General features: G+C 70.3%; 22 protein-coding genes and 1 tRNA gene. 14 read left to right on the top strand and 9 right to left on the bottom strand.

Translation table 11 applies throughout. From position 1 onward, the window contains the following. Positions 1-111: 111 nt before the first annotated feature. The 3 genes from IPZ69_RS27415 to IPZ69_RS27405 all read left to right on the top strand — a co-directional run bounded on the left by IPZ69_RS27415 (position 112) and on the right by IPZ69_RS27405 (position 4,716). Positions 112-1,137 carry an FUSC family protein gene (locus IPZ69_RS27415; protein ID WP_235457220.1) on the top strand — a complete coding sequence of 342 codons (1,026 nt, stop codon included), beginning with the start codon at positions 112-114 and terminating at the stop codon, positions 1,135-1,137. 214 nt (positions 1,138-1,351) lie between these two features. Next, on the top strand, positions 1,352-3,307 hold the full coding sequence (locus tag IPZ69_RS27410) for a YncE family protein (protein WP_235457219.1): 1,956 nt from the start codon (positions 1,352-1,354) through the stop codon (positions 3,305-3,307). A gap of 254 nt (positions 3,308-3,561) precedes the next feature. Continuing rightward, on the top strand, positions 3,562-4,716 hold the full coding sequence (locus IPZ69_RS27405; RefSeq protein WP_235457218.1) for a hypothetical protein: 1,155 nt from the start codon (positions 3,562-3,564) through the stop codon (positions 4,714-4,716). Here IPZ69_RS27405 and IPZ69_RS27400 read toward each other — a convergent pair. After that, positions 4,709-6,874 carry a protein kinase domain-containing protein gene (locus IPZ69_RS27400; RefSeq protein ID WP_235457216.1) on the bottom strand — a complete coding sequence of 722 codons (2,166 nt, stop codon included), beginning with the start codon at positions 6,872-6,874 and terminating at the stop codon, positions 4,709-4,711. The genes IPZ69_RS27405 and IPZ69_RS27400 overlap by 8 nt on opposite strands. Positions 6,875-7,223: 349 nt before the next feature. Between IPZ69_RS27400 and IPZ69_RS27395 the strand changes: the two genes are divergently transcribed. Both IPZ69_RS27395 and IPZ69_RS27390 read left to right on the top strand, forming a co-directional pair. After that, positions 7,224-7,772, top strand: coding sequence for a DUF4232 domain-containing protein (locus IPZ69_RS27395; protein WP_235457214.1), 549 nt, complete (start codon positions 7,224-7,226; stop codon positions 7,770-7,772). A gap of 238 nt (positions 7,773-8,010) precedes the next feature. After that, positions 8,011-9,048, top strand: a complete 1,038-nt coding sequence (locus IPZ69_RS27390; RefSeq protein ID WP_235457213.1) for an endonuclease/exonuclease/phosphatase family protein — start codon at positions 8,011-8,013, stop codon at positions 9,046-9,048. A 126-nt stretch (positions 9,049-9,174) separates the two neighbouring features. On the opposite strand, the gene IPZ69_RS27385 is transcribed toward IPZ69_RS27390, so the two are convergent. Further along, a complete protein-coding gene (locus tag IPZ69_RS27385) occupies positions 9,175-9,384 on the bottom strand; it encodes a hypothetical protein (RefSeq protein ID WP_235457212.1) in 210 nt (69 codons plus the stop codon). 617 nt (positions 9,385-10,001) lie between these two features. Between IPZ69_RS27385 and IPZ69_RS27380 the strand changes: the two genes are divergently transcribed. Then, positions 10,002-10,274 carry a hypothetical protein gene (locus IPZ69_RS27380; protein WP_235457211.1) on the top strand — a complete coding sequence of 91 codons (273 nt, stop codon included), beginning with the start codon at positions 10,002-10,004 and terminating at the stop codon, positions 10,272-10,274. A gap of 101 nt (positions 10,275-10,375) precedes the next feature. Here IPZ69_RS27380 and IPZ69_RS27375 read toward each other — a convergent pair whose 3' ends face one another. Beyond that, positions 10,376-10,768: a DUF3883 domain-containing protein gene (locus IPZ69_RS27375; protein WP_235457210.1), complete on the bottom strand. Its 393-nt coding sequence runs from the start codon at positions 10,766-10,768 to the stop codon at positions 10,376-10,378. Between the two features lie 94 nt (positions 10,769-10,862). Between IPZ69_RS27375 and IPZ69_RS27370 the strand changes: the two genes are divergently transcribed. After that, complete coding sequence (locus IPZ69_RS27370; protein ID WP_235457209.1) at positions 10,863-13,160, top strand: hypothetical protein; 2,298 nt, start codon at positions 10,863-10,865, stop codon at positions 13,158-13,160. 220 nt (positions 13,161-13,380) lie between these two features. Here IPZ69_RS27370 and IPZ69_RS27365 read toward each other — a convergent pair. Continuing rightward, a tRNA-Gly gene (locus tag IPZ69_RS27365) sits at positions 13,381-13,454 on the bottom strand. A 523-nt stretch (positions 13,455-13,977) separates the two neighbouring features. Here IPZ69_RS27365 and dcd point away from each other — a divergent pair. The 3 genes from dcd (at position 13,978) to IPZ69_RS27350 (ending at position 16,746) form a co-directional block, all read left to right on the top strand. Next, positions 13,978-14,553: a dCTP deaminase gene (gene dcd / locus IPZ69_RS27360; RefSeq protein ID WP_235457208.1), complete on the top strand. Its 576-nt coding sequence runs from the start codon at positions 13,978-13,980 to the stop codon at positions 14,551-14,553. Positions 14,554-14,560: 7 nt separating this feature from the next. Continuing rightward, a complete protein-coding gene (locus IPZ69_RS27355) occupies positions 14,561-15,070 on the top strand; it encodes a phosphoribosyltransferase (protein WP_235457207.1) in 510 nt (169 codons plus the stop codon). 113 nt (positions 15,071-15,183) lie between these two features. Beyond that, the gene (locus IPZ69_RS27350) at positions 15,184-16,746 is read left to right on the top strand and encodes a protein kinase domain-containing protein (RefSeq protein ID WP_235457205.1); all 1,563 of its coding nucleotides are present in this window, start codon (positions 15,184-15,186) and stop codon (positions 16,744-16,746) included. Between the two features lie 97 nt (positions 16,747-16,843). On the opposite strand, the gene IPZ69_RS27345 is transcribed toward IPZ69_RS27350, so the two are convergent. The 5 genes from IPZ69_RS27345 to IPZ69_RS27325 form a co-directional block, all read right to left on the bottom strand. Next, positions 16,844-17,881, bottom strand: coding sequence for a Yip1 family protein (locus IPZ69_RS27345; RefSeq protein ID WP_235457204.1), 1,038 nt, complete (start codon positions 17,879-17,881; stop codon positions 16,844-16,846). Between the two features lie 39 nt (positions 17,882-17,920). Next, a complete protein-coding gene (locus IPZ69_RS27340; protein ID WP_235457203.1) occupies positions 17,921-19,405 on the bottom strand; it encodes an FG-GAP and VCBS repeat-containing protein in 1,485 nt (494 codons plus the stop codon). Positions 19,406-19,585: 180 nt separating this feature from the next. Continuing rightward, the gene (locus IPZ69_RS27335) at positions 19,586-20,893 is read right to left on the bottom strand and encodes an FG-GAP repeat domain-containing protein (protein ID WP_374293992.1); all 1,308 of its coding nucleotides are present in this window, start codon (positions 20,891-20,893) and stop codon (positions 19,586-19,588) included. A gap of 105 nt (positions 20,894-20,998) precedes the next feature. After that, positions 20,999-21,253, bottom strand: a complete 255-nt coding sequence (locus IPZ69_RS27330) for a hypothetical protein (RefSeq protein ID WP_235457201.1) — start codon at positions 21,251-21,253, stop codon at positions 20,999-21,001. Further along, the gene (locus IPZ69_RS27325; protein WP_235457200.1) at positions 21,250-21,396 is read right to left on the bottom strand and encodes a hypothetical protein; all 147 of its coding nucleotides are present in this window, start codon (positions 21,394-21,396) and stop codon (positions 21,250-21,252) included. The genes IPZ69_RS27330 and IPZ69_RS27325 overlap by 4 nt, the downstream gene beginning before the upstream one ends. Before the next feature lie 2 nt (positions 21,397-21,398). Between IPZ69_RS27325 and IPZ69_RS27320 the strand changes: the two genes are divergently transcribed. From IPZ69_RS27320 to IPZ69_RS27305, 4 genes are all read left to right on the top strand, one after another. Continuing rightward, entirely contained in the window at positions 21,399-21,587 is a 189-nt protein-coding gene (locus IPZ69_RS27320) for a hypothetical protein (RefSeq protein WP_235457199.1), read from the top strand. A 345-nt stretch (positions 21,588-21,932) separates the two neighbouring features. Then, positions 21,933-22,547, top strand: a complete 615-nt coding sequence (locus IPZ69_RS27315; protein ID WP_235457198.1) for a helix-turn-helix domain-containing protein — start codon at positions 21,933-21,935, stop codon at positions 22,545-22,547. Between the two features lie 36 nt (positions 22,548-22,583). Further along, positions 22,584-23,600 carry a hypothetical protein gene (locus IPZ69_RS27310; protein ID WP_235457197.1) on the top strand — a complete coding sequence of 339 codons (1,017 nt, stop codon included), beginning with the start codon at positions 22,584-22,586 and terminating at the stop codon, positions 23,598-23,600. Between the two features lie 31 nt (positions 23,601-23,631). Further along, positions 23,632-23,976, top strand: coding sequence for an antibiotic biosynthesis monooxygenase family protein (locus IPZ69_RS27305; RefSeq protein WP_235457195.1), 345 nt, complete (start codon positions 23,632-23,634; stop codon positions 23,974-23,976). The last annotated feature ends 602 nt before the right edge of the window (positions 23,977-24,578 follow it).

The following is a 24,578-nucleotide window of genomic DNA, read 5'->3' as shown; positions in this document are numbered from 1 at the left end:
ACGAACGAAGAAGCGAGGTGGCACGGGCGGGTCGCCCGGCCGGCGCAAGGGAACACCTCGGACAGCCGAGTCACCGGAAGGTAGGCCGCGCAGTGTGCCTACGGTGGGCAGGTGACGGGCGTTTCCCCGTGGACGCAGGTGCGTCGCAGGCTCCGGGCGCAGGGGCCGACAGCGGCCCGGATTCTGGTGATCGCGGTGCTCTGCTGGCAGGCCGCGCTGTGGGCCGGTGCCGATCAGCCACCGGTGTTCGCCGCCATCGTTCCGCTCTTGTGCCTGCGCAGTGATTCCGCCGCCTCCCTGACAGCACTGCTGCTGAGGATCCTCGGTGTGATGGCCGGAGTGGCCCTGAGCGTCACCGTGGTCAATCTCTTCCGGCCGACCACGTTCGTCCTTGCCGTCGTGCTGGGGCTGGCCCTGCTGTGCGGGACCGTCATCAGTTCCGGGACGACGCTGAACGTGCAGGTCGCGGTGACCTCGCTGCTCGTCTTCGCCAATCCATCGCCGGAGTCGTACGGTTTTGCCCGGTTGTGGGAGAACGCGCTGGGAGGCGCGATCACCGCCGTCCTCGGTCCGGTGCTCTGGCCGCGGAACCCCCTTCGGGAAGCGGCGACGCTCGCGCGGGAGTGTGCGGACGATCTGGCGGAGGGCCTCGTACGCAGCACCCGCGCGATCGGGTCACCGGACGCGGCGCGCGCGAACCGGACGTTGACGCAGACAGAGGTGGACGGGCTGCGCCGCCACGGGGCGGAGGCCCAGGAGGCGGAGAAGGCCATGCGGTTCAATCCGCTGCGGCGGCGCCACCGGAACGAGGTGACCGAACTGGGCGACAGGATCGGCTGCGCCGTCCACGCGGCGACCCATCTCGTGGCCCTGGCCGTCGAGGTCGAGTTCTACTCCGTACGCGACGGGCCCACCCCGGTTCTCTCCCGGGCCCGGACACGTCTCCTCCCGGTCGCCGAGGCCACCGGACGCGCCCTGGAGGCTCTTCTCGCGGGGCGGGATCCCCAAGACGACACGGACGCCGCCCGCGCCGAACTGGCCCGGTACGCCAAGGACGACACAGGGCCTGTGCCCGTGGTGCTCCGCCGGCCGTTCACCAAGATCCTCGACCTCTGTGACGCGGCCCGCAGGACCTGAGGGCGAGTCGGAATACCGGGAGCGGTGGAGTCGGAAGACCGGGGATGGCGTAGTCGTCAGACCGGGGATGGCGGAAAGAGACCCCCGTGCCGTGGTTATCCGCAACATCACCTAGTCTTCGCTCACTCGCCACACACGGCCCACGGGTTCGTACACACCGGACGCACGGGTGGCACCCACTTGCGCTCACCTTCGTTCCTGGGGGTTCGACACCGTGCGCCTGCGCACTCTTCCGGCCGCCGCTGCCCTGGCGGCCCTGTTCAGCTCGGTGGTGCTCGCCGCACCGGCGTCCGCCGACTCCAGCACGTCCATACCGGTCTGGGGCGCGGACGACACCGTGGTGGACGGCGTCCACCAGCGGGTCTTCATCAGCGACAGCTACGACAGCCAGATCGTCGTCACCGACTTCACCGGCAGGGTCGTCACCAAGCTCACCGGCCTGTCCCAGGTCCGCGACCTGGAGCTGAGCCCGGACTCCGGCACGCTGTGGGCCGCGGTCCAGGGCGCCGACAAGATCGTCGCCATCGACACCGCGCAGCTCACGCAGAGCGCCGAGTACCCGACGGGCGACCAGACGATCCCCTCCCGGCTCGCCTACGCCGACGGCAGGCTGTGGTTCGGCTACGGCGACCAGTGGGACTCCGGGCTCGGCGAGGTCGACCTGACCGCCGAGACGCCCACGGTCACCCTCGACCTGGCGGCCGGCCACGACTTCTCCAGCCCGCCCGAGCTCTACGCCGACCCCGACAACCCGGGCACGCTGCTCGCGCTCGACGCGCACATCAGCTCCGGCCCGATCGTCGTCTACGACATCTCCTCCGGCACCCCGGCGATCCGCGTCTCCGCCGAGAAGGGCGGTTCCTACCGCGACGCCGCCCTCACTCCGGACGGCCAGAACGTCGTCGTCGCCGGCCCCGGGACGCGGGCACTCACCGAGTACCGCCTCTCCGACCTGTCCGAGGTGCGCACCTTCCCGACCGTTTCGGATCCGGAGACGGTCAGCGTCGCCCCGGACGGCACGGTCGCGGCCACCGTCCTCGACACCGACGACATCGGCGACACCTATGTCTTCGGCACCGACCCCGCCCAGCCGGCCAGCGTCCGCAACCTGTCCCACACCTGGATGCCCGGGGGCGGACACTCCACCACCTGGTCGCCCGACGGCTCACAGTTGTTCGTGCTGACCGGGTCCAGCGATTCCATGCGGTTCCAGACCGTCGACGCGCCCCGCAAGTACGCCCCCACCCTGACGGCCGACGCCCCGTCGAAGGCCACCCGCGCCGAGTCCCTCACCGTCAAGGGCAAGCTGACCGCGAACCTGGCGCTGCCCGCGGGCACCCCGTTGCAGGTCACCCGCACCGACCTGGACTCGCCGAACGGCAAGTCCCTCGGCACCAAGCCCCTCGGCACGGGCGGCGCGTACTCCTTCACGGACACCCCGCCGGCCGGCGGCAAGGTGAAGTACACGGTGACGTACGCCGGTGACACCACACACACCGCGGCGACGGCCTCGGACACCGTCGACGTCTCGCGCGCCACGCCCACGCTGACGCTGAACAACAACGGCAAGGTGTACGACTACGCCAAGTCCGTCACGTTCACGGCGCACCTCGGCACGACCTACAAGAACCGCACGGTCGAGATCTGGGCCAACCCGTACGGCGGTGACAAGCCCAACACCCTGGTGAAGTCCGGCACGGTCAACTCCAGCGGCAACCTCTCGGTCACCCTCACCCTGAAGCGGAAGACCGTGCTCACGGCGAAGTTCGCGGGCGACGCGCGCTACGCGCCGAAGACGACGACGAGCACGGTCGGCGCGCGGGTGAAGACCTCCACGGCGCTCGGCGGCGCCTACAAGACCAAGTACGCGTGGAGCCACACCTATTACTACTTCCACCAGTCCAAGGACCCGGTCGTCACGACCACGATGACGCCGTACCCGGGCCGCAAGCAGCTGCTGCAGATCCAGGTCTACGCCGACGGCATCTGGCAGACCACGGCGAAGCAGTACTTCGCGCTCGACTCCGCGGGCAAGTCCGTCGTCACGCTCACGGGCACCCCGCCCACCGGCTACCGCTTCCGGGTCCGCGACTCGTACATCAGCGGCTCGGGCGACAGCGTGAACACGACGACGTACGGCACTTGGAAGTACTTCACCTTCACGAGCTGAGGCCCCGCCTCCGCATCGCCGGGCTGGACGACGAAGAACCCCTGGGCCTCTGGCCTGGGGGTTCTTCGTCGCTCCGCAGCAACTCCCGCTGTTTTTGGCCGCATTCTCGCGCCACCCAGCCTGTCGGCTCCGCGGACCGGGCGGCCGCTTCTTACCTCACACCGAGAACCTGCCCTGCTTTCCGGCCATCTCAAAGAGGGGCGCATGACGTGGGGGGAACCGAGCGAGGCGACGAGAACCGAAAGTGAGAAAGCGTGTCGGCCATCAGCCAGCGGTTACACCTGGTGCTGCTCACCGCCTGGACAGCCCTCTGGTTCGCCGTGGTCCAGCCGCACGGTGGGTTCTCCTGGCACTACCTGCGTACGGGTGGGGAGTTGCTCTACGCGGGCTCGGGCAGGGCGGACGGCGGTCTGAATCTGTACGCCCACCACCCCGAACTCCAGATGGGTCCCGTCAGCTTCCTGGCGGCGGGCCTGTTCAACCCTCTTCCCGAGTCCGTCGGGCAGTTCCTGGCCGCCGCTGTGATGTCCCTGCTCGGTCTGCTGATCCTGGTGGTGGCCGGACGCAGCGCCGCCTGGCATCTCCTGGGCACGGGCACCAATCACCAGCGACTGCGGCAGCGGGTGCTGATCGCGGGCCTGGCCTTCATCCCGATGTGGATCGAGGTCGCCGTCCGTTTCGGCCACCTCGACGACGTACTGGCACTCTTCTTCACCGCCCTTGCCGTATGCGCTCTCACCCGCGGCAACCCCGCTATGACGGGCGTCTTCCTGGCCCTGGCCATGGACTCCAAACCGACCGCGCTGGCCTTCCTGCCGCTGCTGCTCGCACTGCCGAGGAAGCAGTGGCCGCGCGCGGGTCTGTGGTGCGCGGCCCTGGTCGCGCTCGCCTGGCTGCCGTTCCTCCTCAGCGCCCCGCAGTCGTTGACCGCGGCCCAGTTCACCATCCCCAACCAGCCCGCGTCCGCGCTGCACTGGCTCGGCGTCGACGATCCGCGAACCCCTCCCTGGGACCGGCCCGCACAGGCCGCGCTGGGGCTGGCGCTGGGTTGCGTCGCGGTCTGGCGAGGCCGCTGGCCCGCCGTCGTCCTGCTCGGCGCCAACGCCCGGATCGCCCTGGACCCCAGCGTCTACACGTACTACACCGCCTCCGTCCTGCTGGGCACACTGTTGTGGGACGTGATCGGACAGCGGCGCCTGGTGCCCTGGTGGAGCTGGATCGGCCTGATCACCCTGTACGGCACGGTCTTCGTCGTTCCCGGCGACGCGGCCCGCGGCCTGATCCGCTTGGGCTTCGTCATCGCCTCCACCGCGTACGTCCTGCTCTGGCCGGTACGGGACCGGCGTCGGCGGACCCCCCGTTCCCGCGGCGGGCGGGTGGGAACCGATCCGGTCACCGGTGTCAGCTAGGCCCGTCCGGGCTCCGGGAGAAGGCCGTGTCGCCGGCCATCGCCATGATCGCGTCCTTGACGAGCAGGATGCGCGGCGGGTAGGCCTGCGTCTTGTCCCCGGGGTCGTCCAGTGCGGACGTGCGCCAGACCTCCGCTCCGGTGCGGCTGTCCAGTGCCAGCAGACGGCCGAAGCGGTTGGAGAAATAGACCCGCTTGTACGTCGCCGACACCGCGGGCGCGGACAGGCTCTCCATGTCCGTCACCCGCTGCCAGAGCTGTCTGCCGCTGTCCGCCGACACCGCGGTGACCGACCCGTCGGAGCGGACGAAGTAGACGACGCCGTCCACCAGGGTGGCCGCGCCGGTCAGCGGATGTGCCAGCGGTATCCGTCTGACCTGCCCGGTTTCCGAGGCCACCCGCAGCAGTGCGCTGTACGGCCGTTCGTACCCGGCGTCGTACACGTCCTTCGCCGTCTGGGGGGCGAGGAACAGGGGTTGCCCGCCGACCGCGCCGAGCGCTACCGCCTTCTTGGGCAGTGTGGCGGTCTCGGTCAGGCTGCCGGGACCGAGCCTCATCAGCTCGACCGGGGCCTGGCCGGGCTCGGTGGCCTTCGAGCACAGGGCGTAGGGGACGCCTCCCGGCGCCGACGGAGTGCAGTACTCGTCCAGCGAGGCCGCCCGCCACAGTTCCTTGCCGGAAGACCCGTAGGCCACGAACGACGAGTCGTCGGGAGACAGGGTCAGCAGTCCGCCGGCGTACAGGACCGCGTCCTCGGACGGGCTGATGTCGCGCTGCCACCGCCGGTGCCCGTTGTCGACGTCGAGGGCCACTAGGCGCCTGGTCCGGTCGTCCGGTTCCTCGTACATGTAGACCAGCCCGTCGCGAACGCCGATCGGCTGCACCCCCTGCGGGCGGGTGCCGGTCCGCCACAGGGTGCGGCCGGAGGCCGCGTCGATCCTGGCGGCCGTGAAGCCCGTACCGCCGCAGAACAGGGCGTTTGCCTCCGTTACGCATCCGGGGCTGTCGTAGTCGAGAGGAATACCTTTCACGTCGTACCGCAGCTCCTTCTGCCACGGCCGCCAGCCGCCGGGCAGTGACGCGGTACGGGCGGCGGCCGTGGCGGTGGTGTCGGAGGCGGGGGCGGGGGCCGGATCGGACACGAAGACACCCACCCCGATACCCAGCCCCGTCACGGCCAGCGCCGCGCCGAGGCCGGTGAGCAGCAGCCGGGCTCGGCGTCGCTTGCCGGTGCCGGTGCCGGTGCCGGTGTCGGTCGCGGCGCCCGTGGAGGTGGTGGCCGCGCTCCGAGAAGTGGGGTGGCGCCGGGGTTTCGCGGACCGCCCGGTCTTCGGCGCGGCGGTGGCGTCGGATTCCGGCAGGGCCTGGAGCATGCGGTGTACGTCCGTCAGTTCCGGCCGCGCGGCCGGGTCCTTGTCCAGGCAGCGCTCGACGATGCCCAGGAGCGCCTCGGGCACCCCGTCGAGGTCCGGGGTCCCGAACACCACCTGATAGCCGGTGATGTACGGGCTGTCGGCGTCGAACGGTCCCGTGCCGACGGCCGCGAACACCAGCAGCGACCCCAGCGAGAACACGTCCGAGGCCGGGGTGACGTCCCGGGGCGAGGCCAGTTGCTCCGGCGACATGAAGGGCGGAGTGCCGATCATCCGCCCGGTCGTGGTGAGACTCTGGTTGTCGGAAGCGCGCGATATGCCGAAGTCGATGACGCGCGGACCGTCCCCGGTCATCAGGACGTTGCCCGGTTTGAGGTCCCGGTGCACCAGGCCCGCCCGGTGGATGTCGCGCAGCGCCTCGGTGAGCCCCAGCCCCAGCGCGCGCAGTTCCCGCTGACTCAGCGGGCCGTCCTGCTCCACGACCTCGGCGAGGTTGAGCCCCGGCACGTAGAGCGTCGCCATCCACGGCCGCTCGGCGTCCGGGTCGGCGTCCACGACGGGCGCGGTGAAGGCGCCGCTGACTCTGCGCGCTGCCGCGATCTCCTGCCTAAAGCGCGTCCGGAACTCCTCCTCCTGGGCATACGGCTCGTGCACGAGCTTGACCGCGACCTGCCGTCCCGAGGCGGAGACCCCCAGGTACACGACTCCCATGCCGCCCGTCCCGAGCCGACCGAGAAGGGTGTACCCGCCTATGGACTCCGGGTCCCCGGTGCTCAGGGGCGTCATCGCCGATCGTCCTTCCCAGCGCCTGTCTGCCTCACGGGGTCAGCGTAGGGCCTGCCGCCCTGGAGGCCGTGCGACGGGTCATCCATCCCATTCGGTATCCCATGAAGGCCACGTCTCTGCAGTTCAGAGCCGGTACGAGCATTCCAGCGTCCCGGAACTCCCGGCGGGAATGGCGGGCGGAACGCCGCACGGCACAGGCTTGGGTCATCCGAACGCGGCGCCTCGCCGGACACGGTGATCGGACCCGCTCAACTCCGCGTTCCCGGGCCGCACTTCCGGCGCAAGCCCGAACCGCGCAGTTCACAAGCACGAGATCATCTTCCCGATATTCAGAGAAAGCAGTCCACTCATGCGTATCGCCACTCGCTTCGTCTCCCGCTCGGCCGCCTCCTCCATGGTCGTCGCCGCCGCCCTCGCGCTCGTCGGCCTCCAGGCCACCGGGCAGACCGCCTCCGCCGCCACCAAGGCGGCCCCCTCGGTCGTCACCTGCACCACGGCGAACACCAAGCTGACCGTCACCGAGGTGTCCCGCCCGATCAACCACCTGCTGCTCAAGGCCACCAACACCGGCACCAAGCCCTGCTACGCCTACACCGCCCCCTTCCTGAGGGCCGGCGCCGACGCCCAGGCCCCGCTGCCGTGGGCCGAGGAGACCACCCCGCAGGCCGTGGTGACGCTCAAGCCCGGCCAGTCGGCGTACGCGGGCATCACGACGTCCACCCCCGAAGGCGAAGGCGGAGCCAAGGAGAAGACCCTGGGCGTGTTCTTCACCGACAGGAAGGGCAACGCGATCAACAAGGAGAAGACCCTGAAGCTGCCGAAGCACGGAATCTTCTTCAACAGCGCCGCCACCGTCACCTACTGGCAGGACAACGCCCAGGACGCGCTGTCCTGGTAACCGCCTTGGCCCCCGCCGCCGCTTCGGGAGGGCGGCGGGGGTGAGGTACTGCCCTGGGGCCGCTCGCTCCACCAGCTGCGGCGCTTACGGGTGATTTTGAGCGGCGCCGTCTCCCCCACGGGCTCTCGCACTCACGTCCGCGTAATCATACGAGTACGGGACGTTATTGGACTTCTTAGGACAGTGTGAGCGGATCCGGGCCGGCGTGATCTGACCTGGGCGGTGAGAGGAGAAGCGCATGGCACGCAGATGGGCGGCACTTCTGGCCGTCGTGGGGCTGGTTGCCGCGACACTGGGCCTGGCCGCGCCGGCTCAGGCCGGAACGCGGCAGCTCAAGGTCGCCACGTACAACATCTATCTGGGCGCCGACCTCGCCCCTCTGGCCCTTGCGCAGACTCCGCAGGAGCTCGTCGCGCGAGCCGGGATCGCCTACGACCAGGTGGTCGCCACCGACTTCCCCTCCCGCGCCCGGGCCATCTCGCGCCTGCTCAGGAGCGAGCGCCCCGAGGCCATCGGCCTGCAAGAGGTGGCTCTGTGGAAGAAGGGCCGGCTCGGCGGTCGCCTCCACACCACTTACGACTTCCTGGACATCCTGCTCCGCGAGCTGCGCAGGGCAGGTCTCCACTACCGGGCCGTCGCGGTCGACGACACCGGCACCACCACCCTGCCGATCAGTGCCACCGAACAGGCGAGTTTCACGAACCGGGACGCGATCCTGGTACAGGACGGAGTCTCGGTGACGAACGCGCAGGCGCACCTCTATGCCGCGAAGCTCGTCATCACCACCCCGTTCGGATTCACCTTCACCACCCTGAGGGGCTGGTCCGCGGTGGACGTCGCCCTCAAGGGCAAGTCGACACGGGTGCGGGTGGCCACCACACACCTACAGCCAGGGGTGCCGGCCATTCGCAACGCCCAGGGGCGGGAGCTGTACGCCGCGCTGGCACAGTCGCCGTATCCCGTCACCGCTCTTGGCGACTTCAACACCCTGCCCACCGAAGCGACCGGACCGTACGCCACGTTCACCAACGGCGGCTACGACGACGCCTGGCGGACCGTCCACGGCCCCGGCGGCGGATTCACCGCCGTTCAGGACCCCGATCTGCGCAACCTGCCGTCCAAACTCAGTGCGCGCATCGACTACGTCTTCTACCAGCCCGCACACCTTTCGGCCGCCTCCGCCCACCTGATCGGAGACAAGGTGAGGGACCGGACTCCCAAGGGCCTGTGGCCGTCCGATCACGCGGGCCTGGTGGTGGGGCTGCACCTCCGGTAGGGCCCGGCCAACTTGGCCACGGGCCTTCTCGGCAGCGGCCTGCCGAGCTGACGGCGAGGCGCAGTACGTGCTCCAGCAAGCGGTCAAGACCGCTTCATCGTGCTGACGTTGCCGCCGAAGACACGCTCAGGTAATGCGTTCCGAGTGCCCGTCGGGGAACTTGCACGTGGGGGGGAGGTAAGGGCCGCCCTGGTTGACCGTTCCACCCTGGGCCGTGCACTCTTCGGCCGAGATGGACGGATACGTCGCTGCCCGAGCGGTGGCGGCGCCGACGGCGCTCATGCCGGCGAGGGTTGCAGTGGCGAGGGCGAGCCCAAGCAGTCGTCGTGTGCGCATGGCCTTCTCCTCTCGCGTGTCCCTGGTCCGGTGCTTCGGGATGACCGGGCTGCCAGGAACGGCCTATTACTCAGAATGGGTGACGGCGAGCAGACACGCGAGTCGTGGCAGGCGACACCTTGGCCTCCCATCGACGCTCGCCGTGAAGTGCCACCCCAGTGGCGGCCCTGCACCTCGCGGGGAAGCGAAGGCCTGCCGCCTCCCCGGCCGAGGCGCGCCCGGCGGTGTGCCGGGGGGCAGGCCGGGCGGGACGCTGGGCCGTCCGATCCACCTGGTCGGCAGGACGGGCCGGCTACCGCGCTTCGCGCAATCGCAGTTACTCAGCGCGGCCGCCCCTGGCTGCCCAGGACGGGCGGGGGAGAGGGTGCGACGCTGGAGTGAGGGGCCCGCGAGTGGAGGTCCGAGTGCGTCTCATCCGGTCCGGAGCCTTCTCCTTCGGCCTGGCGACGCGACCATGTCCCGGTGCGGCTCAATGGATGCGACGCGATTCGTGCGGTCAGTCTGTGAGCCCGCCGGCCGGGGCACCACTCACCGAGCGTCGCCAGGCGGCCTTACCGCGTGGATCCGGCCCGCCGGGACCGGGACCGCGCGACCAACTCGGAAGGCAGGTGCGTCCCATGCGCACGTCGACCCGTATCGCCGGTGCCCTCACCGGCCTGACCCTCACCCTCGGCGGCGCGGTCCTCGCCGCTCCCGCCCGGGCGGACATCCCCGCCTGCACACGGATGGCCGAACTGGCCGGTGCGACCGCTTCCGACTCCGTCACAGCGGCCTGCGGCCGTGGCGTGGTCGGAGACCTTCAGGGTTGTGTGACCGGGCTGACCGGGGCCGGAGTGGCGGGCGGCGCCGCGACCGGCGCCTGCCGGGCGGCGGCCCACGAACCGCGTTAGAGGACCGCCCCGGCCATCAATGCTGACGAATGGACGCCCGGGAACTCCGGCACAGCTTCGTGCGGCGGCGGTCGCTGTACTTCACTGCTGTACAGCACGTCTCACTGCAGCCGCTCCGCCTGGTCGTACTCGGTTGCCCTGAAGGTGGGCCAGTACGTGATCTGGGGCTGGGATCGCTCGATCATTGCCAGCAGCGCCTCTCCGTGCAAAATACGCACTCCGATCTCTGCCCCGTCGAGACCCGCGAGGTTGTCGACCACATAGAGGTAGTAGTGCTCGGGGTTCGCCCTGGCGGCCAACACTTGCCGGTGTTCCAGCGGCAGCGCTTCACTGCGCGCCGAGCGACTGAAGGCCTTCACCTCGATCATGCGGGGTGAACTCTCGACGTCGTACGGGAGGCCCGAGCTGCGGACGTCCTCGGGATCGCGGCCGGCGGCTCGCTCCAAGTCCAACACACGTGAGATCGCCCCCTGTTCCGTCTCTTTGTTACCCATGACACCCCCTGATCCGCCCCACCCACTGTCGTGGCCCGACCTTCCCCATGCTAGGTTGCGCCCCTTGATCGTGAAGGTTATGTGGGGGCCTTTCATGAAGCTGGCGCGATTCTCGTCGCCAACCGCCGCAGCGCTGCTCGTGGGACTGACGACTGTCATCGGTCCCGGCGCGGTCGACTCGTACGCGGCGTCGGACATACCGCTGCCGATCGCGCACTTCTCGCACATGGTCGTGGACGAGCCGCACGCACACCTGTTCATCAGCGGCGGCCCCGGCACCGACGGCATTCTCGTCACCGACCTCGACGGCGGGAACCCGACGGTGATCAGTGGTGAGCCAGGTGCCACCGGTCTGGCCCTCTCGGACGACGGATCCGCGCTGTACGCGGCTCTCCCGGGCCAGGACGCGATCGCGGCGATCAGTACGGAGAAGCTGACCGAGTCGGCTCGTTACGGCACGGGTGTGGGTACCCATCCGGACTCGCTGGCCGTCGCCGGGGGCACCCTCTGGTTCGGCTACGGCACAGCAGGCGTCGGCGGCATCGGATCCGTCGACGGCGCCGGTACGGTCACTTTGCGGCAGGATTCCGGCAGTTGGGCAGCAGCGCCCACGCTGGCGACGACCCCGACGCCGTCCGGCGTACTCGCGGCCGCCGTGCAGACGGGCGACACCGCCGCCTTCGTCACATACCGGGCCCAGGGCGGTGCGCTGACCCGGCAGGCCGCGAAGGCGCTGCCCATCCCCGACCTGAGTGACTTCGCGGTCACGGCGGACGGGCTGCATCTGGCGGTCCCGTCATTTCAAGGCGCGACCGCCAATCGGTACCGCACTTCGGATCTGGCGGTCGACGGGCAGTTCGCCACGGGGGTGTACGGCCGGGCTGTCGCCGTGGCCCCGGACGGGACCATGGCCAGTGGCGACCGCGGGGTCGTGACGTTTCCGGAAACGGGCGAGGGCAACTACACCGAGTACTTCTACGCCCGGGAGCTGAACTCCGCCGCGCACGGCCTCGCCTGGGCACCGGACGAGAGCCGGGCCTACGGCGTGGCCGTCGACGCCTCCGGGGGAACACCGACGCTCCACATCTCTCGTAACCCGGAAATCGCACCGGTCACGCTCCACGGAAGCTGGACCGCTCCGCTCGCCCCCGGCGAGGCCTACTCGTTCGTGGTGTCGCCCGATTCGACCCTCGGCCTCAGCCCCCGGGAATCCATGATTCCCGGCACCGTACGCATCACGCGCTACGACGACGTCGATCCGGACGGCGTGCTCGTCCCGGACCCGACAGCCACCCCGGCGAGCCCGGTCGGCTTCTTCGGCTCCTACCGCGTCGACGGCACGGCACCCCTCACCGGTCAACTGAGCTTCCGCGTCGACTACTCCGGCAGCGGCCACTACGGACCGGCCGGACGGTCCTTCGACATCCCGGTCGCCAAGTACGCACCCACCATGGCGCTGACCGCTCCCTCCTCCGCCGATCGTGCCGCACCGGTCACCGTCACCGGTCACCTCACCTGGCCGCATGCGCATGTGACGACCGGCGCGGTCCACGTCGTCAAGACCGACCTGAAGCACCCCTCCGGCTACTCGGTGGGCACCGTGCCCGTCGCCGCTGACGGCAGCTTCGCCCTCCACGACACCCCGCAGGTCGGCGGCGCGAACACGTACGCCTTCACCTACGACGGTGGTACCTCCTACCTCCCGGTCACGGCGTCGGCGAAGGTGCAGGTATCCCGAGCCACGCCGGCCCTGAGTGTGGGGACTGACGCGAAGTCGTACCACTCCGGCGCGACCGTCAAGGTCACCGCGCATCTGGGGAGCACCTACAACTCCCGCTCCGTGACGCTGTACGACCAGCCCGCGGGCAAGTCGCGGACGCCGCTCAAGAGCGGCAAGGTCGACGCGCACGGGAACCTCGTCGCGTATTACAAGATCACCCGCAACACCGTCCTCAGCGCGGCCTTCGCGGGGGACTACCGTTACGCCCCGCGCACGGTGACCACCAGCGCAGGCCTCACGCCGACGGTCCGGACGGAGATGCAGTGGCCGCTCTCGACCACTCGCATCGGATCCACCACCTACCAGGTCTTCTACAAGTCCGAAGTCAACATGGGCTTCGACCTGAAGATCACTCCCCATCAGTCCGGCGGCTGTACGTCGGTGTACGTCGAGCACTACTACTCGGAGGCCTGGCACCAGGTCACCTCGCAGAGTTGCGTGCCCTTGTACTCCGACGACTGGTACGGCTACGGCCGGGCTCTGAAGCTCTTCGCGAGCAACGACCACTACCGCATCCGCGGCCACTACACGCCGCCGGCCAAGGGCGCACAGACCGGCAGCGTGTGGAGCCGGTGGACCTACCTCACCGTCCGCCCCGGCAGCCCCTCATGAGGCCGGGCAGTCCTCCGAGAAAAGGCCGCGCTGATCTATCAGCACTCCGACGACGAGCGGCAGGAAGAGGTCGCCGCCGCGGCCTCGACGCCACTGTTCGGAGGGCTCGGGCGGAGGCCCCGAAAAGGGGCCGACAAGCCTTTTGGCGCGAATCTGGCACGCGGCGACTGATCACTGTGAACAGCAAAAAGGCCCGGGTCTCTGACCTGGGCCTTCTTCATGGAGCGGGTGACGAGAATCGAACTCGCGCTCTCAGCTTGGGAAGCTGATGTTCTACCATTAAACTACACCCGCGTAATTACGGATCCGATCAATCGGTGTCCGAACGCTCGCTCACTGTACCTCATCGTGAACCCCCGACGCTCAGGCCATGGGGTCTGAGTGTGTTTCAGGGGAGGGATCCGGCTGCGGGCGACCGGAGTTGGGGCGTACGGTAGGGGTGTGGGAGAGGGGCCCGGCGGGGCGATGTGGACGCCGGAGCGCCGCCTGGAGGGTCGTCTCTTTGATCCCGTAATGTGGCTTTTGTCGTCAGGGCATCAAGCCAGACGCGGCTCTTGGGGAAGGGACTCTAGGACTTGATGGAACGCACCCTCGTCCGCTGTGCCGATGGGCACGTCTTCAGCACCGCTTCGTTCCCGATGCAGCAGGCCGAGCGACTCGGCCCCGGCCGGCTCGTCCGGTGTCCACAGTGTGCCCGGCTCCGCAGCGCGGTGCCGGTGACGCTCGAGAGGCGATAGCGGGACACAGCGGCAGCAGTACCGGCGCGCGGAGTCGTCACGATTGTCACGGCTCCGCGCCCCTTGCGTATCCTCGGGTCGTGCTTCTCTCAGACAAGGACATCCGGGCCGAGATCGATGCCGGGCGGGTACGGATCGATCCGTATGACGAATCCATGGTGCAGCCGTCGAGCATCGACGTGCGGCTGGACCGCTACTTCCGGGTGTTCGAGAACCACCGGTACCCGCACATCGACCCCTCCATCGAGCAGGCCGACCTGACCCGGCTCGTCGAGCCGGAGGGCGACGAGCCGTTCATCCTGCACCCCGGGGAGTTCGTGCTCGCCTCGACGTACGAGGTCATCTCCCTGCCCGACGATCTCGCCTCGCGCCTGGAGGGCAAGAGCAGCCTGGGCCGCCTCGGGCTCGTCACGCACTCCACCGCCGGGTTCATCGACCCGGGCTTCTCCGGGCACGTGACCCTGGAGCTGTCGAACCTCGCCACCCTGCCCATCAAGCTCTGGCCCGGCATGAAGATCGGCCAGCTGTGCATGTTCCGGCTCAGCTCGCCGGCCGAGCACCCCTACGGCAGCGAGCGCTACGGCTCCCGCTACCAGGGCCAGCGTGGGCCCACGGCCTCGCGTTCCTTCCTCAACTTCCATCGGACGCAGGTGTGAGCCCGGCATGAGCGACGTGCGTGAGAATCTGACCTACGAGCGGTTCGGCGACGCCATCCGCGAGCTGGCCCAGACCATCGCCGACGACGGCTACGAGCCCGACATAGTGCTCTCCATCGCGCGCGGCGGGGTGTTCGTGGCGGGCGGCCTCGCGTACGCCCTGGACTGCAAGAACATCCACCTGGTGAACGTCGAGTTCTACACCGGTGTGGGGACGACCCTCGACATGCCCGTCATGCTCGCCCCCGTCCCGAACGCCATCGACTTCTCCGACAAGAAGGTCCTGATCGCCGACGACGTCGCCGACACCGGCAAGACGCTGAAGCTGGTCCGCGACTTCTGTCTCGACACCGTCGCCGAGGTGCGGTCCGCGGTGATCTACGAGAAGTCCCACTCGCTCGTGAAGTGCGAGTACGTGTGGAAGCGCACCGAGGAGTGGATCAACTTCCCGTGGTCCGTGCTGCCTCCGTGCCGCAAGTCCGGCACACCGATCACACCGTCGAAAGACGCGCTGTAGGACGCGCTGCAAGACGCGCTGGAAAAGGCCTGTGCCTCGTGCTCGCCCGCGTATGAGGCTCTGATCACGTCATCGGATGGGAACGGTACCCGGCGTCCGCCGTCTCCTTCCGTGTGTCGCACGCGATCCGCGAACCGCGGAGTGTCCGCGTCGACACGTTCGAGGACCTGGACGGCCGTTGGGGGAACGCGGTGGAGCACAGGACGCTGGGGCAGCGGTACGAGCTGGTGGAGCAGCTCGGCCACGGTGGGATGGGCACGGTGTACCGGGCCGTCGATCGCCGCCTGCGCCGTACCGTCGCGGTCAAGACGCTCTCCGCCGAGCTGGTGCGGCAGCCGCAGTTCCTCGCCCGGTTCCAGCGCGAGGCGCACGCGGCCGCCGCGCTCAACCACCCCGGCGTGGCGACCGTGTACGACGTGGGCGAGGACGCGGTGGACGGCGTCGCCGTGCCGTACCTGGTCATGGAGTACGTCGAGGGCCGGACCCTCGCCGAGGAACTGGTGGACGGACCGCTGCCGGCCGAGCAGGCGGTGGACGCGGCGGGGCAGGTGCTCGAGGCCCTGTGGCACAGCCACGGCCACGGCATAGTGCACCGGGACATCAAGCCGGCGAACGTCATGTTCACCCGGGCCGGGACGGCCAAGGTCCTCGACTTCGGTATCGCGAAGGCGCTCAGCGAGATGGCGACCCGACTGACCGGGACGGGCGTGGCGGTCGGTACGCCCGCCTATCTGGCGCCGGAGCAGATCGAAGGCCGCGACACGGACCACCGGACGGACCTGTACGCGGTGGGGTGCCTGCTGTACGAGTTGCTGACCGGCCGCCCTCCGTACACCGGTGAGTCGCCGTTCTCGGTGATGCACCAGCACCTGGTGCAGGAACCCGTGCCGCCGTCGCGGCTGCGCCCGGGACTGCCGCCGGCTCTGGACGCGGTCGTGCTGCGGGCGCTGCACAAGCGCCGGGAGGACCGGTTCACCGACGCGGCGGAGATGAAGGCGGAGCTGGAGCGGGCCGCGCGGATACCCGCGGCGCCCGCGATACCGACCCCGACCGCCCTGGATCCCCGTGCCCAGGCGGACCGGCCCGAGCTGGCGCAGGCTCCGCGGGACGACCGGCCCGCGAAGCGATCGGGCGGGATCAGGTCCCTGGGCCGGGTGGTGTTCCAGCCCACGCCGGAGGGGATGGTCGCACTCCTCGGGAGCACTCTCGCGGTGACGGTGTCGCGGACCGACATGATCGACACCGAGCGCTTCCCCCTGGTCGCGCTGCTCAGCGGCCTCGCGGGGTGTCTGCTGCTGCTGTGGTCGGCCCGCCTGGCGTGTGCCGTGGCCTGGGCTCCGGTGGCGGAGGCCGTGGCGGTGTGGTCGGAGTTCTCCCGCGCCAATCTGGGCTGGGAGACGAGGTACGTCGTCATCGCCCTGCTGCTGGGGCTCGTCGCCGGGGTGTGCCTGACCGCCGGCTACCGGGACGAGCGCACGGGCGGGTTCGCACTCATGGCGTTCTGGTTCACGGGGCTGACGTCGGTGTGGTACTTCCTCGACGACCTGCACAAGATCGGCGTGTTCTACGTCCTGCTGCTCGGCGTCTGCCTCGCCCTCGGCGCCCAGACCCTCAAGACCCGTCTCGCCGATTCCCCCGGCCCCGCCGTCCCGGCCCCGGGGTCGGCCGCCCGCTGAGTCGGTCCTGGCTCGCGGACCGTGATCGCAAAGGCCCCCGGCTGCCGGGCGGATCCGGGAGCCTTCGTCGTCTCCGTGATCTGCGGAACGTGACCCGCTAGAACGTGCCCAGTTTCACGATCGACAGCAGCGCGATCAGCTGGATCGCCGACGCGCCCAGTGCCTTCTGCCACGGCAGGTCGTGCGAGCGGCTGACCATCAGGGTCAGCAGGGCGCCCGCGGCGACCCAGGTGGCCCAGCCCAGCGCCTGTACGAGGGTCGCGTCGCCGCCGAAGAACATGGCGACGACCAGGCGGGGCGCGTCCGTGAGGGACGTGATCAGCATCGACAGGCCCACCGTGGGCTGCCAGGCGCCGTCGCCGCCGAGCTGGCGGGCCAGGGTGTGGGTCACCACGCCCAGGATGAAGGCGCTGATCACCATCGCGACGGCGGTCGTCAGGACGATCGGGACCGCGTTGGCGAGGGTCGCGTCGATCGCGTCCTTGCGGGCGCCGTCGAAGCCGAAGACCGCGAGCAGGCCGTACAGGAAGGTCACGACGAGGGCCGGGCCCCACATCGTGTAGTCGCGCATCTGCAGGAAGGTCTGGTTCGGGGCGAACACGATGCCCCGCAGCAGGTCCTTCCAGTGCAGGCGCGGGCCGATCGGGGCGGCCGCGGCGGCAGCCCCGGCCCGGTAGGTTCCGCCCTGGCTGTACGGGTCCTCGCCGACGGAGAACGCCTGGGTGTGGCCCGGGTTGTTGGCCGCGTACGGGTCCGGCGCGCCGCCCTGGCCCGGGTAGCCGCCGTAGTCGTCGCCGAAGTACTCCGGTCCGTCGCCGGCTCTGCCGCCCTGGTGGCCGCCGTTCGCCTGCGGCCACGAACCGCCGCCGCCACCGCCGTACTGCGGGTACGGCTGCGGAGCCGACGGATAGCCGTGCGACGGCCCCTGTCCCTGCCCCTGCCGACCGTACGACGGCCCCGGCCCCTGCCGACCGTACGACGGTCCCTGCGGCGCCTGCTGTCCTTGCGGGGCGCGGTTGTTCCGGCCGCCGCGTCCGATCCTGAATCCAGCCACGTTATCGAACGTACCTGGTCCCCGAGAGTGACGTGCCGGGCCCGGCGGTCCGGGCCCGGCTTTGCTGCCGAGCTGTGACATCCCCTAAGGGGAATCCGGCGGCACTCCTAGGGGATTCGCTCAGTCGGCGAAGACCGCGCCGAACTGCGGGATGTCCGTCGTGGACACGCCGACGGAGCTCGCGGAGAGGGCCCGGGAACCGGTCGTGGTGATCTTCCGGCCGGTGGACGGCAGGTAGGTGACCGCGCCGTCGCCGCCGTTCTCGTACGAGCCCACGACCAGGTCGGCCTTGCCGTCGCCGGTGACGTCGTCGAGCTTGACGTCGGCGCCGAAGAGGTCGTTCTTCTCGTCCTTGTCGGGGACGCCCGCGGTGCTCTGGGCGAAGGACTGGGCGCCGGAGGCGGTGTTCACGCCGTGTGCCGAGCCGTACAGGACGGTGACCGTGCCGGTGTTGGTGGCGCCGCCGAGGTCCTCGTTCGGGGCGCTGACGACCAGGTCCTGGTAGCCGTCGCCGTTGATGTCGCCGAGGTCGAGGTCCCAGCCGAAGCCGTCGCCCTTCTCCGAGTCGCCGGGCACCTTGCCGGTGTTCTGGGTGATGCCGGTGGCGGTGGCGGCGGGGCCGGAGGCCGAGCCGTAGGTGACGCTCACCTTGCCGCCCTTGGCGGCGTTCGGGACGGGCCGGCCGTCGCTGGTCCGGTCGTCCCAGGCGGCACCGGTGACGATGTCGCCGAAGCCGTCGCCGTTGATGTCGCCGATCGCGGTGATGATGCCGGGCTTGAGGGCCTTGGCGGTGGCGCCGCGCAGACCGCTCGCGGTGCCGGGCAGCCAGTAGTTGGTGTTCCAGTGGGACGACGTGTGCGTCTCGTAGCCGTCGACGACGAGGTCGGTGCGGCCGTCGCCGTTCACGTCGCCGGCGGTCAGGTTCATCGGGCCGTACGGGGACGAGTCGTTGCCCGACTGGATCGGCGGCTTGAAGGTGGTCCGGCTGCCCGCCGTGCCGTTGCCGGCGAAACCGCCCTTGTAGAGGTAGAGGGTGGAGGTGGAGGCGGAGACGACCAGGTCGGCCTTGCCGTCGCCGTCGAAGTCGCCGGCGGCCAGTTCCTGGCCCCAGTAGTCGTGCGAGCCGGCGGCCGGGTCGGGCACGTCGACGCCCTTGCCGGTCAGGCCGCTCGGGGAACCCCACAGGAGGGTGACGGCGCCGGCGTTGGTGTCGGAACCGGTCTTCTCGTGCGGGGTGCCGACGGCGAGGTCGTCGTAGCCGTCGCCGTTGAAGTCGGCGTACGCGAGGTCGTAGCCGAACTGGTCGCCGGTCTCGGCGGTGCCCGGGACGCCGGCGCTGTTCTGGCTGAGGGTGGTGCGCTTGGCGGAGGAGACGCCGGTCTTCGTGCCGTACAGGACGACGACCTGGCCGGCGTTCTTGTGGCCGCTGACGTAGGCGGTGGCCGCCGAGGTGGCGATGTCGCCGATGCCGTCGCCGTTGAAGTCGGCCTTGGCGACCTTGACGGAGTCGGCGGCGGTGGCGGGCGAGGCGGCGAACGTGAGCAGACCGCCCGTCAGCGCGGCCGCGGTGGCCGTCGCGAGGGCGAGTCGCAGATGCGTGTGCACGCGGGATCTCCTGCGGCATGGGGGATGCCTGGGGGGCATCCGCAGTCGGTGGTGTGCCGACCGTCCGTGTTCGCCCTGGGTTGTCCTCGGGCGCGCGCGAAGGCCGGCTCACAGAAGACCCGCGGTGAGGCACGAGGGTTGTATGTGAAGTGAGGGAATTTTGAAGGTTGTTGGGACACGCTACGACGCGAGGAACTCCGAACTGGAGAAGACCACCGCCGGTTTCCGCGCGAGGAGCCCCTTCCCTGCCCCCCGGTACACGGCCACGGTGTCCTTCGTCTCACCCCGGTACGTGCGCACCGCCAGGTCCGCCTTGCCGTCGCCGTCGAAGTCGGCGACCGCCAGGACGCGGGTCGTACCGTGGGCCGGCGGTTCGATCGTGACCATGCCCGACGCCGACGGGCCCGCTGCCGCCGTACCGGCACGGAAGATCCGCAACCGGGAGCCGCTGGAGACCAGTTCGTCGCGGCCGTCCCCGTCGAAGTCGCCGGCGTCCAGCAGGGAACCGGGGGAGTCGAGCGTGCCCCGCCGCGCCGTCGGCAGGTCATAGCGCAGGGACGTTTCGTCCATGCCGCCGACCGCCGCGTCCAGCGCCTTGCCCCCGCCGAAGCGGCCGAGGGCGACGTCGAGGCCGGCCGGGAGGACGGCGCCGGTACGGGTCGGGCCCTTCGGGCCGCCGAGGACCACCGCGGACTTGGTCGAGCCTTGCGCCGTACGGACCACCAGGTCGTCGTATCCGTCCCGGTCGACGTCGGCGGACGGGCCGGACGGCACCTCGCCCGGTGCCGGTACGGGGGCGCCGGCCGCGTGCGGGAGGCCCGTACGCGGGTTGAACGGGCCGCGCAGATAGGACAGATGGCCCGCCGACGCGTGCACCACCAGGTCGTTCGCGCCGTCCCCGTCGAAGTCGCCGCACACCGGCTGGTCCGGCCAGTCGTTGCCGAAGCGGGCGCGGGCCGGGACGGCCAGTTTCACCGCCCGGCCGGTCAGCCCGGACGGGGAGCCGAAGAGGATCTGGAGGGGCACCGGGGGCTGCCCCTGCCCGTCGTACGGCGGATCCGACGACACGACGAGATCGGTGAAGCCGTCGCCGTTCAGGTCGCAGCTCTCCTCCGCGTCGAAAACGGCGGGGAGTTGCCCCTTCGTACGCGCCGCCTGCTTCCGAGGACTGAGCAACTGCCGCGCGCCGGGCACGAGTCCGCGCGGACTGCCGTACACGATGCCGACACCGGCGTCGTCGGCATGACTCTGCGCCTTCACCAGATCGTTGAGCACCAGGTCACGGTGACCGTCGCCGTTGAAGTCGTCGGGGATCTCGCTGCCTTTGCCGTGGGGGACGGGGAGCATGGCGGGGGCGTTCGCGATGTTCACGGGGGTGCGCCCGGAGGTTCCGGTGTCCGCCGTGGGCCCGCAGGCGGCCAGCAACAGCCCCAGACCGCCGATCACCGCCGCCACCGTCCCGGCTGTTCCACCCCTGCGCACCCGCACCGTCCCTTCCACAGACCCCCTCGGCAACGCCCCGGCAATGATGCACGCGTTCGAGAGACGGCGACACCCCTGAGCACGTGGGGGCACAGGGGCGTCCCGGGCGCGTCAGCGGTGGGATGCCTCCCACAGGGTCAGCGCCAGCGCGGCGCACGAGGTCAGTGCCGCCAGGGACGGCAGGGGCCAGCGGGTGCGTTCGAGGGCGTCGAGCCGTTCCTCGTGGTCGCCCAGGGTCTTGTCGGTCTGGTCGGCGCGCTGGAGGAGGAGGGCCAGGTCACCGCGGGTGGTGGCGAAGCCGACGTCGACCGAGCGGCGGAGGCGTTCGAGTTCCACGGCGACTCCCTCCGATTCCCGCGTGGTCACGGTGCCTCTTCCTTGTCCTTGCGCAGCCAGTCCGGAAGCGCGTTCTCCACGGCGGGCGTCGACATCAGGCGGCTGATCGCCGCCGCCACCGCCAACAGGGTCTGGAACGCCGTACGGACGGCCCGGCGGGTCGAGTCCTTCATCTGTGCAGCTCCGTTCTCGTTCCGGTCGGTTCGGCGGCACCATCGAGGTGATCTATGACCCGCGGGACCTGGGCAATGTCCTGACGCCCGATGAGATGACGACCGGCAGAACGGCTCTGCCGCTCACCATGGGGTCCTCTGTGCTGTTTGTCCTGTGCGTGCTGGCGGTCGTCATCGACCTCCTCGGCTGAGTCCCGGACTTCGCCGTGATGCCGGCGCTGCGAAGCCGGCCGTCGGGGTGCGGTCGACCGGTGAGGGCCTAGGGTGGACACGAGCGGAAACCTCCGTCGTAAGGCCGAACTTGCCGGGCTTCTGATCGAACTGCAGCGCGTGATGCGCGAGTTGGGTGACCACGGAGCCGCCCTGCACACAAAAGTCGAGGTAGAACGACGGGAGTTCGCCGCGTATGCCAATGGCTGGAAAGGCGCCCTCGCCTCCCGGTCGCCGCAGCTGCGGCGGTCGGCACTGACCCTGCTGGACGGTGGCGCCGTCATTCCCTTTCCGGACCGGCAACGGTTACCGGCGGGGCCCACGCAATGGCATGTGCGTGGCGGTCGACCGGGTCGGACGCCGTTCCAGGGGTTGTCCGGCTTCACTCAATCCTTACGAGTGCGTGCGCGCACCCACATATTTCGCGTGCGCCCGAGCGCTGCAGTGGTCGCGGGGAAGCACACAGCAGGGGAGCACCCACGTATGAAGAGCGATGCCGAGCACATCGAGGAATTCGCCGGCTGGGTCGAGGACGCGATGCGCGCGCGGCTACGACATCGACAGCCCGTGGGGGGGGCAAGACCAAGCTGGCCGAGGACGCGGGCGTGCACCGGGCGGCCATCACCCGCCTGTTGCAACGGCAGAGCATGCCCGACCTGGACACCATGCGGGGGCTCGCGCGTGCCCTCGGCGTTCCCGTCCGGGACGTCCTCATACGGTCCGGCAAGCTGACGGAGGAGGACCTGCCCCAGGCGCCGGCGCCCCCGCGACCGTACCGACGGCCGCCGGGGGCTCCGCGCTTTCCGCCGAGCAGGCGGCGGCGGCCCTGGGTATCCCGGAACACCTCCGGGCGGCGTTCGTCCAGATCACCGAGCAACTGCGGGTGGGGGGCCCCGGGAGTGTCGGGCGAGACAGGGGTGGACGAGCAGGCGCGGTCCTGACACCGTGCTGGGCCGTAACTGCGTCAAGGGGGATTGATGACGCCAGTACGGGCGTGGCTCGTGCGGCTGGGTGGGCTGGTGGGGTGGGGCGCGGGGGTGGTCGCGTGTGCGTGGCTGCTGGGGGTCGCGCCGATGTCGCATCCGTGGGACGGGCCCTTGGTGTGGGGTGGCGTGGCCGCCGGGGGTGTGGCGGTGCGGGTGGTGGCGCTGTGGGCGCTGGCACTGGTGACCCGGCGGGAGCGGATGCCCGTGCCACGGGTGTCGCTGCGCAAGGGTGGGGCGGCGCTGGGGAGGCGCCGGCGCCGGGGCGACGGTCGGCTGCCGCTGAGCCGCCTCAGCGACGACTTCGCCCTCAGTGACTCCGAGCTGTGGGTGAAGGGCCGTACCGCCGTCGTCTGGCTGCTGGTGGCGTTCACCTCCGGTGCCATGTTCGCCTGCCTGATGAGCATGTCGACCAGCGATCGGGTCGAGCGGCTGCGGGACGCGGGTGCCGAGGTGGGTACGGCACGCGTGGTGGGCAAGCCGCTGCGGATACGGGCCGAACTGGGCGACGAGGACCGGGCGAAGGGCTACGCCTCACGGCTGGCGCTCGCCGTCGACGGCGGTCCCGAGCGCCTCCTGGTGAAAGGGGCCTACACCTACGACAAGCCCCGTGCGGGCACCCGGGTCGAGGTGCTGTGGGCCCGGTCGGCACCCGAACTGGGCGGATACGTCAACGAGTCGAAGGACCTGCCGACCCTGGCCGCCGGCCGCTGGAAGGCGTTCCCGGACGACGAGTTGGGCGGGGCGGCGCTGACGGCGTTCGTCCTCGTCGCGGGAGTCTTCGGCGCCGTCCTGGCCTCGGTCTTCTCCCTGGCCCCGGATGCGGACTCCCTCCAGGAGCGGGCCTGGTCGGTGCCGGCACAGACGGTCCGCGGCCTGTTCGTCGTCGGGCTGTACCTGGCCTGGCGCCCGATCCTGCTCGGCCAGGAGGCGAGCGTGGCGTCGTACTTGTTCGCCGGGGGCGGCTTCGTACTCATCCTGTTGGTGTACGCCTTCACGACCGGCTTCTGAGAACGGCGGTGGTGTGGGCCAGGATGGGTCCATGAGCGTAGTGAAGATCAACGTGCTGACCGTTCCCGCCGAGCAGCGGGAGACGCTGGAGAAGCGGTTCGCTTCGCGGGCCCACGCCGTGGAGAACTCCGACGGCTTCGAGTGGTTCGAGCTGCTGCGCCCCGTCGAGGGGACGGACACCTACCTCGTGTACACGCGCTGGCGTGACGAGGAGTCGTTCCAGGCGTGGATGGAGGGCCCGATGAAGACGGCGCACCAGGGTGCCGGCGGGGCCGGCGAGGGCGCCGGGGGCGGTGAGCGGCCCCGTCCGGCTGCCTCCGCGTCCACGCTGTGGTCCTTCGAGGTGGTGCAGCAGGCGGGGCCGAAGGGGGCGTAGCCGAAGAGGCGAGGTCGGCGGGGAAGGTGGCTGACCTGAGCGGAGCTGTTCAGTGGCCGTGGGGCCGCCCGCTTCTCGGCCAGTGTCGTGCCTCCGCGAGGCGAGTCAAGGGCGCTCCGCGTCGGCTGACGCCGATGGCCCTACGGGCCACCCTTGACACCCCTCGCTCCACCACGGGGAAGAAGCGAACGGACAGCCGAGGAAACTGGCCGCCTTGCCGGTAACACCCCTTCGCCCACACTACGAACGCGCCGTCCGCCAGGGGCCGCAGCCGCGCCTCGCCTGCACGCCGGGTTGGCTTGGCGGCGATCGGTTGGGGGTGGTGACGCGCCCCCACCCCGACCGGTCGCCGCCAAGCCCACCCGGCGTGCATGCGAGGTGCACACGCGCCCCCTCCACCCACGTTGCCGCTCAGTCCACCCCAGGGCCGACGCCGGGCTGGGCCACCGTTCCTCAGGGCCGCTCGCTCGCTTCTTGGCCGGGCTGGAGTGGGCCGGGTCAAGGGTGGCCCGTAGGGCCATCGCCGTAGGCGACGCGGAGCGCCCTTGAGGCGGGCCGCGGAAGCACGACACTGAGAGGAAGCGAGCGGCCCAACAGTCGGC

The sequence above is a fragment of the Streptomyces olivochromogenes genome (assembly GCF_021538895.1).
Classification (GTDB): Bacteria; Actinomycetota; Actinomycetes; order Streptomycetales; family Streptomycetaceae; genus Streptomyces; species Streptomyces olivochromogenes_A.
Note: the sequence above shows the minus strand (reverse complement) of the source record. Positions and strands in the feature narration are given on the sequence as shown.

What these genes read in the sequence shown, in the direction of transcription:
- IPZ69_RS27315 (WP_235457198.1), top strand. Translation starts at nt 21,933, where the DNA reads ATGGCATGTGCGTGGCGGTCGACCGGGTCGGACGCCGTTCCAGGGGTT.
- IPZ69_RS27355 (WP_235457207.1), top strand. Translation starts at nt 14,561, where the DNA reads ATGAGCGACGTGCGTGAGAATCTGACCTACGAGCGGTTCGGCGACGCC.
- IPZ69_RS27305 (WP_235457195.1), top strand. Translation starts at nt 23,632, where the DNA reads ATGAGCGTAGTGAAGATCAACGTGCTGACCGTTCCCGCCGAGCAGCGG.
- IPZ69_RS27395 (WP_235457214.1), top strand. Translation starts at nt 7,224, where the DNA reads ATGCGTATCGCCACTCGCTTCGTCTCCCGCTCGGCCGCCTCCTCCATG.
- IPZ69_RS27390 (WP_235457213.1), top strand. Translation starts at nt 8,011, where the DNA reads ATGGCACGCAGATGGGCGGCACTTCTGGCCGTCGTGGGGCTGGTTGCC.
- IPZ69_RS27325 (WP_235457200.1), bottom strand. Translation starts at nt 21,396, where the DNA reads ATGAAGGACTCGACCCGCCGGGCCGTCCGTACGGCGTTCCAGACCCTG.
- IPZ69_RS27310 (WP_235457197.1), top strand. Translation starts at nt 22,584, where the DNA reads ATGACGCCAGTACGGGCGTGGCTCGTGCGGCTGGGTGGGCTGGTGGGG.
- IPZ69_RS27375 (WP_235457210.1), bottom strand. Translation starts at nt 10,768, where the DNA reads ATGGGTAACAAAGAGACGGAACAGGGGGCGATCTCACGTGTGTTGGAC.
- IPZ69_RS27345 (WP_235457204.1), bottom strand. Translation starts at nt 17,881, where the DNA reads ATGTCACAGCTCGGCAGCAAAGCCGGGCCCGGACCGCCGGGCCCGGCA.
- IPZ69_RS27400 (WP_235457216.1), bottom strand. Translation starts at nt 6,874, where the DNA reads ATGACGCCCCTGAGCACCGGGGACCCGGAGTCCATAGGCGGGTACACC.
- IPZ69_RS27380 (WP_235457211.1), top strand. Translation starts at nt 10,002, where the DNA reads ATGCGCACGTCGACCCGTATCGCCGGTGCCCTCACCGGCCTGACCCTC.
- IPZ69_RS27385 (WP_235457212.1), bottom strand. Translation starts at nt 9,384, where the DNA reads ATGCGCACACGACGACTGCTTGGGCTCGCCCTCGCCACTGCAACCCTC.
- IPZ69_RS27370 (WP_235457209.1), top strand. Translation starts at nt 10,863, where the DNA reads ATGAAGCTGGCGCGATTCTCGTCGCCAACCGCCGCAGCGCTGCTCGTG.